The organism is Parabacteroides sp. AF14-59 (genome assembly GCF_003479515.1).
In the GTDB taxonomy this organism is placed as follows: domain Bacteria; phylum Bacteroidota; class Bacteroidia; order Bacteroidales; family Tannerellaceae; genus Parabacteroides; species Parabacteroides faecis.
In genome coordinates this window covers 12,096-28,792 of record NZ_QUHH01000019.1, presented here as the reverse complement: position 1 = coordinate 28,792, position 16,697 = coordinate 12,096, and the positions used below count along the sequence as shown (strand labels likewise).

Sequence of the window (16,697 nt, the reverse complement as noted above, 5' to 3'; positions counted from 1 at the left end):
CTATAATAATACTTGTTGTGAATGATAGATTTCCTGATAAACGGTAGATGTTTCGATCAATTCATCCGGAGTTCCTATGGCGTTGATCTCACCGTCTTCGAGTACGATCACCCGGTCGGCCGATTGCATCGTATTGATCCGCTGGGTGATGATAAATACAGTCGTGTCGTGTAACAACGCATTCAGGTTGTTCCGTATTTTCAGTTCTGTTTCCGTATCGACAGCACTCGTACTGTCATCCAGGATCAGTATCTTAGGTTTACGAAGCAACGCACGGGCGATGCAGATACGCTGTTTCTGTCCGCCGGAAAGATTGATGCCTCCGCGTCCCAGCAACGTATTGTAACCGTCCGTGAAGGACTGGATAAAATCGTGTGCTTCGGCGGCACGGGTGGCTTCTTCTATCTCTTCCATCGATGCGTCGGGTTTTCCCCATTTGAGGTTCTCGACGATCGTTCCGGTGAATAGCTCGTTTTTTTGAAGGACCATCCCGATCCCCTGGTGAAGTTCATCCAGGTTATAGTCTTTTATCGGGATATTGTCGATCTGGATTTCTCCGGCAGTAACATCGTATAACCGTGGTATCAGTTGTACCAGGGAGCTTTTGGCAGAGCCGGTAGCACCGACCAGCGCAATCGTTTCGCCGGGTTCGGCCCGGAAGCTGATATGCTGTAGAATGTCATTTTCTCCACCGATGTAACGGAAACTGACATCATTAAATGTCACTTCTCCTTTCTCTACCCGGTGTTTGTTTTGAAGTCCTTCCCGGGTGTTTGTCAGGGAGGGTTCCGTATTGAGCACTTCCATGATCCGTTTAGAGGAAGCGGAAGCGCGGGAGTACGACATAATGACCATTGAGAGCATCATCAATGACATCAGTACCTGGAAAACGTAATTGACGAATGAGATCAGTTCGCCTACCTTCAGTTCGCCGTCCATCACCTTTTGTCCGCCCAGCCAGAGGATGGACAGTATGGATAAATTCATGACTAACTGCATGACCGGAAAGATGGAAACGACGATGTTGGAGGCACGGATCACCATATCGCGCAGTTCTTCGCTGCTTTTGACGAATTTATCCGTCTCAAAATCTTCCCTGACAAAAGATTTGACGACACGGATATTGATGAGGTTTTCCCTGACCACGCCATTCAGTTGGTCTACTTTCTGCTGGACTTTCAGGAAATAAGGAAATCCTTTACTCAGGATCAGGTATACACTTCCTCCGAGGATCGGGATAGCTGCTATCAGGACCAATGCCAGTTGTTTATTGATGCTGACGACAAAGAAAACGGCCATAACAAGCATCAGTGGAGAGCGTAATAAAAGTCTCATCGACATCAGTACGATCTGTTGTATGCGGGATATATCGCTAGTAAGCCTTGTGACAAGAGAAGCTGAACTGAATTTGTCGATATCGAAAAAGGATAGTTGTTGTATTTTATTGAAGAGTGTTCCACGTAGATCTGTACCGAAGCCGATTCCGATGCGGGAGGAAATGTAAGTATTCACAATACTGACTAATAATCCCCCGACGGATACCAACACCATATAGGTCCCGATCCGGGTAATAACCGACAGGTCACGTGGCATGACCCCGTTGTCAATGATTTCAGCCATGAACATCGGCTGAACCGTTTCGCACAGCACAGTGATCAGTACAAGAAGCGGGCTGATCAACAATCCCACTTTATATCGTTTAAGAATTTGCCAGTATTTTCCCATATCGTTGTTACAAAGATAGAACATAATTGGGAAATGATATGTTTTCGGGTTTCTGAAATACGGAGTTACAGGCTATTGTAACCCCGTATTCCTTTCCACCAGTATCTCTGCAAACGCTCTGTCGGTCAGTTTGCTTTCTATCCAGGAAAGGATATCGAATGTTTTAAGTAACTGTTTCTCGTATTTATCCTGCCTGATTTTCGTTATTTCTCTTTGGAATTGCATCCACAATTTATTCCGGGCTTTCTCATAAGATGGCAACGGATACCCCATGACAAAGCGGAACAAAAGTTTCTCTGTCTGGTACGTCTGCTTTTCATAACGCATATTTCGTTTGATGGAGTTGATCTCATTCTCAAAGAAACTGTAATCCCCGAGTTCCGCCTGTATAAGGAGGTTGATCAGACGCGCTGTTTTATAGGATGGTAACGCATAGAATTGTTTGCCAGCACTGAATATCTTCTTCATGCTTTTACGTGCTTTACCGGGATTTCCCAGACATAGATGAAGGATCGCAGTATTCAGATACAATTTAAGTTGTGTCTCCGGCCTGAGTAAACCGACCTTTTTGAATAAGCTGTCTTCGTTTTCTTCCGATAGGTGGAGTGCCTCTTCCAATTTTCCCGTATTTATCAGAGCAGTCTGTTCGTATTGATAGATGCAAGCACTTATTTCCAGAAGAAATTCGGTAGCGTAGTCGCCTTGTTGTATCTTTTTCAACCGTTCGATAAAGAAGGGCATTTCTTTATATAAACCTGCCGTATGGAGGCTGTCCAGTACACCCTTTATTGCACTTAGATAATAGATCGGAGGATTCAGGATCAGATGCTGGTTCGATTCAAAAAGAGCGATAAGTTCCTGATAAAAGCGGATCGCTGATTTATAATTACCTGTATTCAGATAGTAGGCTGCCTGGAACAGCAGGTGTAGTTTCTTGGCCTCAAAACCTTTATATGAACTATTGGCTATCAGATTGAGTTCGCTCAATACCAAATCGTTCAGGTTATCTTTCTGTTTGTCCGACCGGACATATCCTTTATAGGTGATGCGGTGCTTTAGAATATCATATAGTTGCAGATGAAGGTTCGTATTTCTTGAATACTTCATAATGTCGTTTATTTTCATCTGCTTACTGACTAACTCCCTTTCGGAAATCTCCTTAAAGCCAAGCGAACTGAGATATTTCAGTTCTGTCCTCCGGATGAGAAGGAGAAGAGGGTCGTTCTCATAAGTCACTGCCAGGCTTTTGGCTTTATCCAACTGGCTGAAAGCGGCATCGAAGAGTTCCCTTTCAAAAAGTATCTCGGCTTTGGTGATATGGTCGAAGATCGCTGTCTGTACATCTTCTTTCTTTCGTAGATGGGCCAGGCAATCCATGATCACCCGGTAAAGATGTTTTGCTGCCATCTCAAAGTTGCCTTTGCTCTGTTCCTGACAGTAAAGTTTACAGATATCCTCGGAGGAGGTCCCTTTATTGATCAGGTCGAACAGAAGGAGATAGTTCTTTTCACCGCTTTGCAAATTCGCGTACAGGCGGAAATATCTTTTTTCCGCTTTGGTAAGTGATTGGATAAGCAGGATCAGATGATCCGGATTTGTGTATTTCATATCTGTATCGGATTGTTCTTTCAGGATATTAGTTCCTGTTGCACGACGAAATTAAATAAACTTTTTCATATGAAGACTGTAAAAATGTTTTTTCTATTGTTGTTTTACTCTCGGTAAGATGGATATTTATAACTTGTTTTGTGAATTATATTCATTTGTTTATTAGTGATTTATTGTTCTGTAGTAGAAATAAATCTTAGATTTGGGTTTATCTGTATACTCGAATTATTCATAGAATAGTAGAGAATATAAAGTTATATTTGTATCGCTTCATTGCAGACTTTAAATTTTATAGATATGGACACTGAACAATTAGACCGGCATAATATCCTGGTGGTTGGTAGCAGCAATACGGATATGGTTATCAAAGCCGGACATCTTCCCCGTCCGGGGGAAACCATTGTGGGAGGGACATTCTTTATGAACCCCGGTGGTAAAGGGGCCAACCAGGCAGTCACTATTGCCCGTTTGGGAGCTTCCGTCACTTTTATATGTAAAACGGGCAGTGATATTTTCGGTCATCAGTCGCAACAACTTTTTGAGGAAGAAGGCATCAATACCTCGTATATCTTTTCTGATTCGGAGCATCCTTCCGGGGTCGCTTTGATTACCGTGGACGATCATGCCGAAAACTGTATCGTTGTTGCCTCGGGAGCAAATGCCAATTTATTACCGACCGACCTGGCAAAAGCGGAAGAGGCGATCGACCAGGCGGATATTGTCCTGATGCAGTTGGAGATTCCGATGGAAACAGTCGAGTATGTTGCGGAAATAGCTTATCGCAAGCATAAAAAAGTGATACTGAATCCTGCTCCGGCGCATCCATTATCTTCTTCATTACTGAAACATCTCTACATGATCACCCCAAATGAGACGGAAGCTGAAATGATTTCCGGTGTGAAGATAACCGACCGGGAATCGGCAGTTAAGGCAGCCCGTATACTTTCTGAAATGGGAGTGGAGAATGTTATCATTACGCTGGGTTCGAAAGGAGCATTGGTGTATGGTGTTGAGGAAGCGGATTTTGTACCGGCTCTGAAAGTGGAAGCCGTGGATACAACCGCTGCCGGTGATGTCTTTAACGGTGCACTGATTGTTGCTTTATCGGAAGGACGGAGTCAATTGGAGGCAGTCCGTTTTGCTTGTAAGGCTTCGGCAATCTCGGTAACCCGGGTCGGGGCACAATCTTCTGTCCCTTACCGGAGTGAAGTCGATATATTTGAGTAAACATTATAATCTGCTAATTATGAAAAATCTGATTGTACCTATTTTATCCGGCTGTTTATTCCTGTTGGGAACTGTAGCCTGTTCGGAACAACCGTCTGCCGGAAAGCAAATCGTCTTACCGTCGGAAATAGCCATCAGTAAGGAGAAGCTGATGGATAAAATCAAAGGAGGATGGGCCGGACAAACGATCGGTTGTACGTACGGAGGACCGACGGAGTTTCGTTATAACGGGACGATGATACAGGATTATGTCCCTATTGCCTGGCCGGACGGCTATATCAAATGGTGGTATGAGAACAATCCCGGTCTGTATGATGATGTCTATATGGACCTGACCTTTGTGGATGTCTTCGACCGTTTGGGATTGGATGCACCGGTCGATTCGTTTGCGATGGCATTTGCAAAAGCCGGATATATGCTGTGGCATGCCAACCAGGCTGCACGGTATAATATTTTGCAGGGTATCATGCCTCCGGCTTCCGGTCATTGGCTGAATAACCCGCATGCGGATGACCTGGATTACCAGATCGAGGCCGATTATGCCGGTCTGATGTCTCCTGGAATGCCGAATACCGCTTCTGAAATTTCGGAAAAGATCGGTCATATCATGAATTATGGTGACGGTTGGTATGGAGGTGTTTATGTAGGAGCCATGTATTCGCTGGCATTTGTTTCGGATGATATCGGGTTTATCGTTACCGAAGCCCTCAAAACTATACCAAAGGAGAGCCGTTACTATCAATGTATGAACGATGTGATCCGTTGGCATAAAGAATTTCCAGATGATTGGAAACGGACTTGGTTTGAATGCGAAAAGAAATGGAGTGAAGATGTTGGTTGTCCGGACGGTGTTTTTGTCCCGTTCAATATTGATGCGGTGATTAATAGTGCCTATATTGTGATCGGCCTGTTGTATGGCGAAGGTGACTTCTATAAAACAATGGATATTGCTACCCGTTGCGGTCAGGATTCCGATTGTAACCCGGCTTCTGCTGCAGGTATTTTAGGTACAGTGCTGGGATACAGTAAAATCCCTGACTATTGGCTGAAGAACCTGAAAGAAGTGGAGGATATGGATTTTGCCTATACAACGATTTCGCTTAATAAGGCCTATCGGATGAGTTTCGATCAGGCTTTGCAGGTCGTTGAACGGAATGGAGGAAAGATAGAAGGAGACCAGGTACTTATTTCCTGCCAGCAGCCTGTCCCTGTGAAATTAGAGAAAGCATTCGACGGCTTGTATCCTGTAGACCGTATCGGTGTCAATAAGCGTGTTGCCGATGTGGGAAATGTCGGATTTGAAGGAACCGGTATTGTCTTTAAAGGACATGTGCAGTCGAATAATAATGAATATGTGGCCCGTGTGGAAATGTATATAGACGGGGAGTTGGTCGAAACAGCCAACCTGCCTGCTTCGTATATTACGCGTCGCCATGAATTGTTCTGGAAATATCAGTTGCCGAAGAAACCGCATACAGTCTCTTTCAAGTGGCTGAATCCGCAACCGGATGCATCCGTTAATTTCGGAGAAGCTATCGTTTATTCCGATACCCCGTTGAAAATAAATCATCAATAATGTCTTATCATGAAACAATCCTTTTTGTTAATCTGTGTATTATCCCTGCTGGTCGCCTGTAACGGAACAGCGAAGAAAGCAACGCAGGAAGCTGCCGTACAACCAGTGAATCTGATTCTGGATACCGATTTGGGCCCTGATTACGACGACGTAGGGGCGATGGCTGTTATGCATGCACTAGCCGACAGCGGTTATGTGAATATACTCGCAACCTTGTCTTCTAACCACGATGAGTTGGTCATTCCTTGTATAGAGGTGTTGAATATATATTTCAACCGGCCTGATATTCCGTTGGGAGCACCTAAAAGCGAAGGTGGTGTAACAATGACTTCCGGTCATAAAATAAAATGGACGGAGATATTACCGGCTAAATATCCGCATAAGACCAAAAAGACATCGGACGCTCCGGATGCAGTCCAGGTATATCGTAAAATATTAAGTTCGCAACCGGATGGCAGCGTTGTCATTTGTACTGTCGGCTTTTTCACGAATCTGAAGGACCTGCTGCTTTCTGTCGGCGATGAATACAGCCCGTTATCAGGAAAGGAACTGGTTGCTAAAAAGGTAAAAAGAGTCGTGGCGATGGCTGGCTTGTTCCCGCAGGGACGTGAGTTTAATGTGCTTTGTGATACACCGGCATCGAAAGTAGTTGCTGAACAATGGCCTACAGAGATCGTTTTCAGTGGCTTTGAGATCGGTAATGTCATTTTTACCGGGAAGAAACTGGTGGCATCCGATATAGATAACAGTCCTGTCAAAGACACCTATGCACAGTGTTTTGCAGAAGGCGATCCGGACGGTCGGATGAGCTGGGACCTGACGGCGGTTCTGGTTGCGATCAAAGGTTATGAACCGTACTATAACGTAGAACGGGGAATCTTTAAGGTAATCGATGAAGAAGGCAGCAACACCTGGATCCCGGATGAGAACGGCCGGGACCTTCGGCTGATCGAAAAAGTTCCGGCCAGCCAGATGGCAGCTTTGCTGGATAATTATATGATGCATCAACCTGTATTAAAATAGAAAAGTTATGTTTATCGTACAAAGTTATACTTTAGCAATCGTTTTCTGTGTCGTTACCATGCTATGCTGGGGCTCCTGGGGAAACACACAGAAGTTGGCTTCCAGAACATGGAGGTATGAGTTCTTTTATTGGGATTATGTGATCGGAGTACTTTTATTCTCCATCCTTTCCGCTTTTACCCTGGGTAGTTTTGGTTCGGAAGGGCGCAGTTTTCTGCCCGACCTGATGCAGGCGGACTGGAACAATATAGGCAGTGCTTTTCTGGGAGGTATTATCTTCAATGCTTCCAATATTCTGCTTTCGGCGGCAATCGCTATATGCGGAATGTCCGTCGCTTTTCCAGTGGGAGTTGGGTTAGCCCTGGTGCTGGGCGTGCTGATCAATTATTTCGGTGCGGCAAAAGGAGAACCGTCTTATATCTTTGCAGGTGTAGCTTTGATCACGGTTGCCATTATATTGAACGGTCTGGCTTATAAAAAAGCCCTGGTCGGATCGAAGAAAGTATCCGGTAAAGGCATCTTTATTTCTGTTGCCGCCGGTGTGATTATGGCTTTCTTCTACCGTTTTGTAGCTGCTTCTATGGACCTGGATAATTTTGCCTCTCCGGCAGCCGGAAAACTGACACCTTATACGGCTGTATTCATTTTTGCTTTGGGTGTTTTTGCCAGTAATTTCCTGTTCAATACGATCGCGATGAAGAAGCCGGTGGAGGGTGCGCCTGTCTCCATAAGCGGTTATTTCAAAGGCAATATCCGAACTCATCTTGTCGGAGTATTGGGAGGCGTTATCTGGTGTATCGGGCAATCATTCAGTATGATCGCATCCGAAAAGGCAGGAGCGGCAATATCCTATGGTTTAGGGCAGGGAGCGACGTTAGTCTCCGCCTTATGGGGGATCCTGGTTTGGCATGAGTTCCGGGGAGCACCTAAATCTTCCGATTATTTGAATCTGGGTATGTTTATCTTTTTCGTCATAGGATTGGGTTTCCTTATCTACGCGGGTGCCTGATACTTTGTAATTGAAAGAAATCCGGGGATAGAGTGCTTTTTATGGGCCTTTATCCCCGTTTTTGTACGATAATACCAAAAATATCGGGAAAAAGCCTTACTTTTGTCTTAGTTTCTTGTTTATTGGGTATAGTATATAACTAAAAAAACAGGTCTATGAAAGAAGAAGGCGATGTATTCAAGAGGTTCCGTGACTCTTTTAGTAAGATGGACGGACATTTCCATATTTTAGAACAGCGTGTTCCGGTAGAACTTCAGATGGAATATTTCAAATATTCCGAACAGGTTCGTAAAGGCAAAGTGAAGCAAGATTTGGATGATATGGATTATACAGCCTTCCGCGAAAGTCTGTCTAATCCGGAGGCGACAACCGATTATAAGAAATATATTTTATCCATGTTGGCCACTTCAAAGGAAGTGAAGGCCTATCGGATGTTGGAAGATTATGTGCAGCATCCCGATGAAGATGTCAGCAATTGGGCATATATGGCTTTGATGGAAAGCCGTATCTCGTTGGAGTCGGAATTGTCGGATGAGAAACAAATATATATTTCTACAGGGCTGGGAGGCAAAGGTGAAAAATTGCGCTTTTACGTATTGATGTTGTCCAAGGACAGGAACCCTTTTCTGGACTATCAGCGTAAAGTGATCGAACGTGAATTCGCTTACTTTTTGCCGCAGGCAGACTGTGAGATAGAACGGTTGACGATCGGTGAACAATATGTGGAACTGGTATTTTTGATACCGGTGCGTGCAGACATCAAGTTAACTCTCGACAGGGTTATCAATGAATGTAATCAGTACGGTGATTTCCTTTCGGATATCTTTACGATAACGAACGTAAAAGAACTTACGCAGCAGGAGATTACTGATATTATAAATAAGAATGGAAACAGTAAAACAAGCCATTAAGTATGGCGTGGTAGGGGTGAGCAACACCTTGATAACAATGGCTGTTATCTGGGTGATGATGAAACTCTTCGGATGTCGGGAAGGTTTATCTAATTTAACGGGATATGTAGCAGGATTGCTGAATAGTTTCATCTGGAACAAGCAATGGACTTTCAAGGGAAGTTCTACCGGGTGGACGAAAGGTGCAATCCGCTTTGGTATTGCGTTTGCGGTATGTTATGTCCTGCAATACGGACTGGTACTTCTATTAAATTCCCAGTTAACGATCGATCATTACTACAACCATTTAATAGGAATGGTTTTCTATACAGCGATCAATTTTTTAATAAACAAGTTTTATACCTTTAAGGCTTAACGGAAATGAAGAAGCTCGCAGTCATAGTTCCCTGTTACAACGAAGAGTTAGTCATCGGTGAATCCTATCGCCGTACGAAAGCTGCTTTGCAGTCCATGCCCATCGATACCGAGATCATTTATATAAATGACGGAAGCCGGGATAAAACCCGGGAGTTGCTGGATGGCATTGCCGCCTCCGACCCGCATGTGAAGGTAATCCATTTTTCCAGAAATTTCGGACATCAGCCGGCGGTTACTGCCGGTATCAATAATTGTGATGCGGATTTAGCCGTTATACTCGATGCCGATATGCAGGATCCTCCGGAGTTGATCCCCGGCATACTGGAACTGCAGGAGAAGGAAAATGCCAATGTCGTGTATTGTGTGCGTAGGTCGAGAGAAGGCGAGAGTCTTTTCAAGAAGTTTACGGCAAAAGCCTTTTACCGTTTGCTCAATTATATGAGTGATGTCAGTTTCCCGTTGGATACGGGTGATTTCCGTATGGTCGACCGGAAGATCATGGATCAGTTCGATCGTTTCCAGGAACGGGGTAAATACATCAGAGGGCTGATAAGTTGGCTCGGCTATAAGCAAGTGCCGTTTTACTATGAACGGGAAGCACGTATTGCCGGCGAGACAAAATATCCTTTCAGCAAGATGTGGAAGTTCGCTTCGACAGCCATGTTGTATTTTTCCAAGAAACCGCTTCGTCTGGCTACCAGTTTAGGTTTTATAGCCGTCGTGGTCGGTATCGTTCTGGCTGCCTGGTTTACGCTCGGGAAGATATACGGTTTCAGTAATGCGGAAAGCGGCTGGACTTCCATTATGACATCGGTTATTTTCTTTGGCGGCGTTCAGTTGCTGACGGTGGGTGTCCTGGGGCAGTATGTCGGGATTCTCTTTGATGAGATCAAGGCGCGTCCCGAATATATTATCGACGAAAAGAAGAATTTCTGATAAATACATTCTTATAGTTCCTTTCGGATGAAAATTCAATTTCATCCGAAAGGAATTTTATTTTCTTCCGAAGGGAATGGAATCAGTCATGGAATATCTTTCGATAAATATGACAGTAAGGAGTTTCTCCTTTTTTGTCGTAATAATGCTGGTGATAATCTTCCCCGATCCAGAACTTTCCGGCAGGTTCTAATGCCGTAGCCACTTTAAATCCCATTCCGAATAATTTGCTGATATATTCTTCTGCGATCGCTTTCTGTTCTTCGCTGCAATAGAAGATAACCGAACGGTATTGACTGCCGATATCCGGTCCTTGTCCGCCAACCTGTGTAAAATCATGTGTTTCGAAGTAAAGACGTACTAATTGTTCGAAACTGGTTTGAGACGGATCAAAGATCACTTCCACTGTTTCCACATGGCCGGTAGTACCGGTCTTCACTTCGGGATAGGACGGATTATCAATAGTTCCACCCATATAGCCGACATGCGTACTGTCTACACCTTTTACTTTTTCGAGATGGTATTGTGTTCCCCAAAAACAGCCGGAAGCGAAATAAGCTGTTTCCTTATGAAAATTATTCTGTGTCATATTCTTTCTTAGCGTTTGGATTATTCTGATTATATTTGTGCAAATATAATCTTTTATTTCGCAATGGACAGCAAAAAATCACTGGGCCCTGCTCAAAAGACGGTAGTAGGCGTTCAATTTCTCTTTGTAGCCTTTGGTGCCACCGTCTTAGTCCCTCTACTGGTGGGTTTAGATCCTTCGACAGCCCTTTTCACTGCCGGATTAGGAACATTGATCTTTCATTTGGTAACAAAGGGGAAAGTGCCGATTTTTCTGGGAAGTAGCTTCGCTTTCGTGGCACCCATCATTAAAGCGACTGAATTATATGGTTTACCGGGGACAATGTCGGGACTGGTGGCTGTCGGTGCTGTCTACGGACTGATGAGCATGTTGGTGAAGTGGCGTGGCATCGGGTTCATCAAGCGGTTATTTCCGCCGGTTGTGATCGGGCCGGTCATCATATTGATCGGTCTGTCGTTGGCGGGTTCGGGTGTGAATATGGCGAAAGAGAACTGGCCGCTGGCTCTGATCGCTTTGTTTACTGCTGTTCTGGCATCGTTGTTGGGACGGGGGATGATCAAGCTGATTCCTATCTTCTGCGGGATTATCGTCGGATATATTGCTGCATGCTTTTTTAAGGTGATCGACTTCGAGCCGATCATTGCGGCCCCCTGGTTCGCTTTGCCTCAGTTCGTCAAGCCGGAGTTGTCGTGGGAAGCTGTGATCTTTATGATCCCGGTGACGATCGCCCCGATCATAGAACATATCGGAGATGTATATGCCATTAACGAAGTGACGGGCAAAGATTTTGTGAAAGATCCGGGATTGTACCGGACTATGCTGGGTGACGGTTTAGCTTGTGTGGCTGCCGGGCTGATCGGCGGACCTCCTGTAACCACTTATTCAGAGGTGACCGGAGCTATATCGCTGACGAAGATCACGGATCCGGCCGTTATCCGTATTGCAGCGGTGGCAGGGATTGTCTTTTCCGTTTTCGGCAAGGTCAGTGCTTTCCTTAAATCGATCCCGCCTGCCGTACTGGGCGGAATTATGCTGTTGTTGTTCGGAACGATCGCTGCTGTCGGTATAAATAGTCTGATACAGAACAGGACAAATCTGGGAGATACCCGTAATTTGATCATAGTCTCGTTGATTCTCACCTTTGGTATTGGCGGAGCCTCCCTGGAGTTTGGTGAATTTACGATGGCGGGGATCGGCCTGGCGGCTCTGCTGGGAGTGATCCTGAACCTGGTCTTGCCCAAGGGAAGCCAATAAAGTTGGATATTGTTCTTTATATATATCCATCTCTTAACGGTCCAAACCCTTTGTATGTCCCCTAAATTGTATACCTTTGTGCCGCTTTTTAAGAAAGCAAGCGATTATATGTTTAACTTGTAAGGAAAAGGGATAAATCTATGCAAAAGTCCGACTGCATTATTGGTGTGGAACATGTCTCCAAGTTCTTTGGCGACAAGGCCGTGCTGAATGATGTAAATTTGTTTGTCCGCAAGGGCGAGTTTGTTACTATTTTAGGACCTTCCGGTTGTGGAAAAACAACCTTGTTACGTCTGATAGCCGGATTTCAGACAGCTTCGGAAGGGGAGATCTCTATTGCAGGAAAAGAAATAACGCAAACGCCGCCGCACAAACGTCCGGTCAACACGGTGTTCCAGAAATATGCATTATTCCCTCACCTGAACGTTTTTAATAATATTGCTTTCGGTCTGAAACTGAAGAAGCTACCGTCTGCCGTGATCGAGAAAAAGGTCAAACAGGCGTTGAAGATGGTAGGTATGACCGACTACGAATACCGCGATGTGGATTCCCTTTCGGGCGGACAGCAACAGCGTGTGGCGATTGCCCGTGCCATCGTGAACGAACCGGAAGTGTTGCTGCTCGACGAACCGCTGGCTGCTCTCGACCTGAAGATGCGCAAGGATATGCAGATGGAGTTGAAGGAAATGCATAAATCGCTCGGTATCACTTTTGTTTACGTAACTCACGACCAGGAGGAGGCATTGACTCTGAGCGATACGATCGTCGTTATGAGTGAAGGCCGTATTCAGCAGATCGGAACTCCCATCGATATTTATAACGAACCGATCAATTCGTTCGTTGCCGACTTCATCGGTGAAAGTAACATCTTGAACGGATTGATGATCAAAGATAAACAAGTCTCTTTTGCCGGACATGACTTTGAGTGTGTCGATGAAGGCTTTGGAGAGCAGACACCGGTAGATGTCGTGATCCGTCCGGAAGATATCTATATTTTCGATCCGTCGGAAGCGGCGATGCTGACCGGTACGGTGACATCTTCTATCTTTAAAGGAGTCCATTATGAAATGATGGTACAGACTCCCGAAGGTTATGAATTTATGGTGCAGGACTATCATTGTTTCGATGCGGGACAGGAGGTTGGATTACTGGTGAAACCTTTCGATATACATGTCATGAAGAAAGAGCGCGTCTGCAATACGTTTGAAGGCAAAATGATCGATCCGACGCATGTCGAGTTCCTGGGAACAACCTTTGAATGTAAGGAAGTGACGGATGTGGAAGGCGATACTCCGGTAAAAGTCGAGGTCGATTTCCGTCATGTCATTCTGGAAGACAATGAGGAAGACGGTACACTGACGGGTGAAGTGAAGTTTATCCTTTATAAAGGAAACCATTATCATCTGACCGTATTTACAGACTGGGACGAAGATATTTTCGTCGATACGACAGATGTCTGGGATGACGGTGACCGTGTCGGTATCCGGGTTGCCCCTGAAAATATACGTATTATTCATAACTAAAAGGGAAGGAAGTGATAAATAAAGTTGCAGCTTTTTTCATGCGTCGCAGGAACTGGACAATTCCTTACGCACTATTTCTGGCAGTATTCGTAGTCATGCCGTTGCTCCTGATCGTCCTGTATGCGTTTACAGATACGGAAGGAGCCTTTACCTTTGCCAATTTCCGTAAGTTTATGATGCATCCCGAGGCGTTGAATACCTTCGTCTATTCGATCGGGATTGCTATTATAACCACGTTAGTATGCCTGATACTGGGATATCCCGCTGCTTATATATTGAGCCAGGCCCGGTTCAATACTTCCCGTACAATGGTCGTACTGTTTATCTTGCCGATGTGGGTGAACATCCTGATCCGTACGCTGGCAACGGTCGCCCTGTTCGACTTTCTGAACTTGCCGTTGGGCGAGGGAGCCTTGATCTTCGGTATGGTGTATAACTTCCTGCCGTTTATGATCTATCCGATCTACAATACGTTGCAGAAGATGGACCGTAACCTGATCGAGGCGGCACAGGACTTGGGGGCTAATCCCTTTCAGGTGTTTATGAAGACAATCTTTCCTTTGTCGATGCCTGGCGTGATGAGCGGTATCGTGATGGTCTTTATGCCGACCGTATCGACATTCGCCATTGCCGAGCTGTTGACAATGAACAATATCAAGCTGTTCGGTACGACCGTTCAGGAAAATATCAATAACGGAATGTGGAACTATGGAGCCGCCCTTTCTCTGATCATGTTGCTGCTGATCGGCATTACGATCTTGTTCACCAATGAGGAAGATAATGCTTCAAATGAAGGAGGAGGTGTGATATGATGACGAAAATAATGGCGAAAGCTTACCTGTGGCTGCTTCTTATCCTGCTCTATTCACCGATCCTGATCATCATGATCTTCTCTTTTACCGAGGCGAAGGTGCTCGGTAACTGGACCGGTTTCTCAACAAAACTGTATAGTTCGCTGTTTACCGGAGGTGTGCAACGCTCGCTGGTTGGGGCTTTGTGGAATACATTTGCGATCGCTATGCTGGCAGCATCGATCTCGACAATTCTGGGAAGTATTGCGGCTGTAGGTATCTTTAACCTGAGGTCCCGTCCGCGCCAGGTAATGAATTTTACGAATGCCATACCGATGATGAATGCCGATATCATCACCGGTGTTTCCCTGTTTTTGCTGTTTGTCAGCCTGGGAGTTTCCCAGGGATTCACGACTGTCGTGCTGGCGCATATCACCTTTTGTACGCCTTATGTGGTATTGAGCGTGATGCCGCGTCTGAAAAAGATGAACCAGAATGTGTATGAAGCGGCACTCGATCTGGGAGCAACCCCGTTCCAGGCACTCCGTAAAGTGATCCTGCCGGAGATTCGTCCGGGAATGATCAGTGGCTTTATCCTGGCTTTTACTCTTTCGATCGATGATTTTGCCGTTACGATCTTTACGATTGGTAACGAAGGGCTGGAGACACTTTCCACCTTTATCTATGCGGATGCCCGGAAGGGAGGGCTTACCCCTGAACTGCGTCCGTTGTCGACGATCATCTTTGTCACCGTACTGGTATTGCTGATCGTGATCAATAAGAGAGCCGATAAATCATCCGCTAAGTAGCGTCAAAAACAGGAATAGAAGAATGAATAGACTGATTAAAATAATATGTGTGCTGGTTGCTTGTCTGGGTGTTTTGTCTTCCTGTGCACGCACGGAGAAGGAACGCAGCAAAATATTGAAGATATACAACTGGGCAGATTATATCGATGAAGATATCCTGGATGAGTTCCCGGTCTGGTATAAAGAACAGACAGGCGAAGACATCCGCATCATCTACCAGGTTTTCGATATTAACGAGATCATGTTGACCAAGATCGAACGGGGTCATGAAGATTTCGATCTGATTTGTCCTTCCGAATATATTATCGAGCGAATGCTGAAAAAGGGCTTGTTGCTTCCTATCGACCGCAATTTCGGTAAGACTCCCGATTATCTGGATAACATATCTCCCTATATTCAGGAACAATTGAATAAACTGAGCCAGCCGGGCATGAAAACGACCGACTATGTGGTTCCTTATATGTGGGGAACGGCCGGTTTGTTATATAATAAAAAGTTTGTATCGAAGGATGAAGTAATGACCTGGGATTGTTTGTGGAATCCTAGGTATAAGAACAAGATCCTGATGAAAGACAGCTATCGCGATGCCTATGGTACGGCTATTATCTACGCCCATGCCAAAGAGTTGGCCGACGGAACCGTTACGGTAGAACAGCTGATGAACGACAACTCGCCGGAAGCCATCGCCATCGCAGAAGATTATCTGAAACGGATGAAACCTAATATCGCCGGATGGGAAGCCGACTTCGGTAAGGAGATGATGACCAAGAACAAAGCATGGCTGAACCTGACCTGGAGCGGTGATGCCGTTTGGGCTATGGAAGAGGCGGATGCTGTCGGTGTCGAACTGGGGTACGAAGTCCCTCTGGAAGGCAGTAATATCTGGTATGACGGCTGGGCGATCCCTAAATATGCCCGTAATGTAAAAGCTGCCAGTTATTTTCTTGATTATCTTTGTCGTGCGGATATTGCTTTGCGTAATATGGATGCCAATGGGTATGTGAGTGCCGTGGCTACTCCCGAAATACTGGAAGCAAAGATAGACACGACGGTTGAAGAGTTCTCGAACCTCAGTTATTTCTTTGGTCCCGGAAACGATAGTATCCAAATCAATCCGGTGCAATATCCCGACCATAAGGTGGTGGAGCGGTGTGCCATGATCCGTGATTTCGGCGACGAGACCGAACTGGTACTGGAAATGTGGAGCCGCGTAAAAGGGGATAACCTGAATACGGGGATCGTTTTGTTGATCTTTGCCGTCTTCGGCCTGTTATTGGTCTGGGTACTTTACCGCAGAATACGTGAATATAAACAGAAAAAGCGTTATCACAGACGTCGCAGACGCTGGTGAATAGATTA

General features: G+C 45.3%; 15 protein-coding genes. 12 read left to right on the top strand and 3 right to left on the bottom strand.

The window, feature by feature from the left end; genetic code table 11:
• Together DWW23_RS18450 and DWW23_RS18445 are read right to left on the bottom strand one after the other, a co-directional pair.
• Window positions 1–1,725 carry an ABC transporter ATP-binding protein gene (locus tag DWW23_RS18450; protein WP_122354933.1) on the bottom strand — a complete coding sequence of 575 codons (1,725 nt, stop codon included), beginning with the start codon at window positions 1,723–1,725 and terminating at the stop codon, window positions 1–3.
• Between the two features lie 72 nt (window positions 1,726–1,797).
• A complete protein-coding gene (locus tag DWW23_RS18445) occupies window positions 1,798–3,333 on the bottom strand; it encodes a hypothetical protein (RefSeq protein WP_122354931.1) in 1,536 nt (511 codons plus the stop codon).
• 297 nt (window positions 3,334–3,630) lie between these two features.
• On the opposite strand from DWW23_RS18445, the gene rbsK reads away from it, so the two are divergent.
• The 7 genes from rbsK to DWW23_RS18410 all read left to right on the top strand — a co-directional run bounded on the left by rbsK (window position 3,631) and on the right by DWW23_RS18410 (window position 10,372).
• A complete protein-coding gene (gene rbsK, locus DWW23_RS18440; RefSeq protein ID WP_122355059.1) occupies window positions 3,631–4,560 on the top strand; it encodes a ribokinase in 930 nt (309 codons plus the stop codon).
• Window positions 4,561–4,579: 19 nt separating this feature from the next.
• Window positions 4,580–6,136: an ADP-ribosylglycohydrolase family protein gene (locus tag DWW23_RS18435; RefSeq protein WP_122354929.1), complete on the top strand. Its 1,557-nt coding sequence runs from the start codon at window positions 4,580–4,582 to the stop codon at window positions 6,134–6,136.
• A gap of 9 nt (window positions 6,137–6,145) precedes the next feature.
• Entirely contained in the window at window positions 6,146–7,159 is a 1,014-nt protein-coding gene (locus tag DWW23_RS18430) for a nucleoside hydrolase (RefSeq protein WP_122354927.1), read from the top strand.
• Window positions 7,160–7,166: 7 nt separating this feature from the next.
• Window positions 7,167–8,168, top strand: coding sequence for a GRP family sugar transporter (locus DWW23_RS18425; protein ID WP_122354925.1), 1,002 nt, complete (start codon window positions 7,167–7,169; stop codon window positions 8,166–8,168).
• A gap of 155 nt (window positions 8,169–8,323) precedes the next feature.
• Window positions 8,324–9,079: a hypothetical protein gene (locus DWW23_RS18420; RefSeq protein WP_122354923.1), complete on the top strand. Its 756-nt coding sequence runs from the start codon at window positions 8,324–8,326 to the stop codon at window positions 9,077–9,079.
• On the top strand, window positions 9,054–9,434 hold the full coding sequence (locus DWW23_RS18415; RefSeq protein ID WP_075557103.1) for a GtrA family protein: 381 nt from the start codon (window positions 9,054–9,056) through the stop codon (window positions 9,432–9,434). Before DWW23_RS18420 ends, DWW23_RS18415 begins: the two co-directional genes overlap by 26 nt.
• A 5-nt stretch (window positions 9,435–9,439) precedes the next feature.
• Window positions 9,440–10,372 (top strand): glycosyltransferase family 2 protein, encoded by a 933-nt coding sequence (locus tag DWW23_RS18410; RefSeq protein ID WP_122354921.1) that lies wholly within the window; start codon window positions 9,440–9,442, stop codon window positions 10,370–10,372.
• Between the two features lie 82 nt (window positions 10,373–10,454).
• Here the strand turns inward: DWW23_RS18410 and msrA are convergent, their stop codons facing one another.
• Complete coding sequence (msrA, locus tag DWW23_RS18405) at window positions 10,455–10,961, bottom strand: peptide-methionine (S)-S-oxide reductase MsrA (RefSeq protein WP_122354919.1); 507 nt, start codon at window positions 10,959–10,961, stop codon at window positions 10,455–10,457.
• Window positions 10,962–11,024: 63 nt separating this feature from the next.
• On the opposite strand from msrA, the gene DWW23_RS18400 reads away from it, so the two are divergent.
• From DWW23_RS18400 to DWW23_RS18380, 5 genes are all read left to right on the top strand, one after another.
• Entirely contained in the window at window positions 11,025–12,215 is a 1,191-nt protein-coding gene (locus DWW23_RS18400) for a uracil-xanthine permease family protein (protein WP_122354917.1), read from the top strand.
• A gap of 140 nt (window positions 12,216–12,355) precedes the next feature.
• Window positions 12,356–13,738 (top strand): polyamine ABC transporter ATP-binding protein, encoded by a 1,383-nt coding sequence (potA, locus tag DWW23_RS18395; RefSeq protein ID WP_122354915.1) that lies wholly within the window; start codon window positions 12,356–12,358, stop codon window positions 13,736–13,738.
• 38 nt (window positions 13,739–13,776) lie between these two features.
• Complete coding sequence (locus DWW23_RS18390) at window positions 13,777–14,550, top strand: ABC transporter permease (RefSeq protein WP_122354913.1); 774 nt, start codon at window positions 13,777–13,779, stop codon at window positions 14,548–14,550.
• Window positions 14,547–15,338, top strand: coding sequence for an ABC transporter permease (locus tag DWW23_RS18385; protein ID WP_122354911.1), 792 nt, complete (start codon window positions 14,547–14,549; stop codon window positions 15,336–15,338). The genes DWW23_RS18390 and DWW23_RS18385 overlap by 4 nt, the downstream gene beginning before the upstream one ends.
• 22 nt (window positions 15,339–15,360) lie before the next feature.
• Window positions 15,361–16,689: an ABC transporter substrate-binding protein gene (locus DWW23_RS18380; protein ID WP_122354909.1), complete on the top strand. Its 1,329-nt coding sequence runs from the start codon at window positions 15,361–15,363 to the stop codon at window positions 16,687–16,689.
• Window positions 16,690–16,697 lie beyond the last annotated feature (8 nt).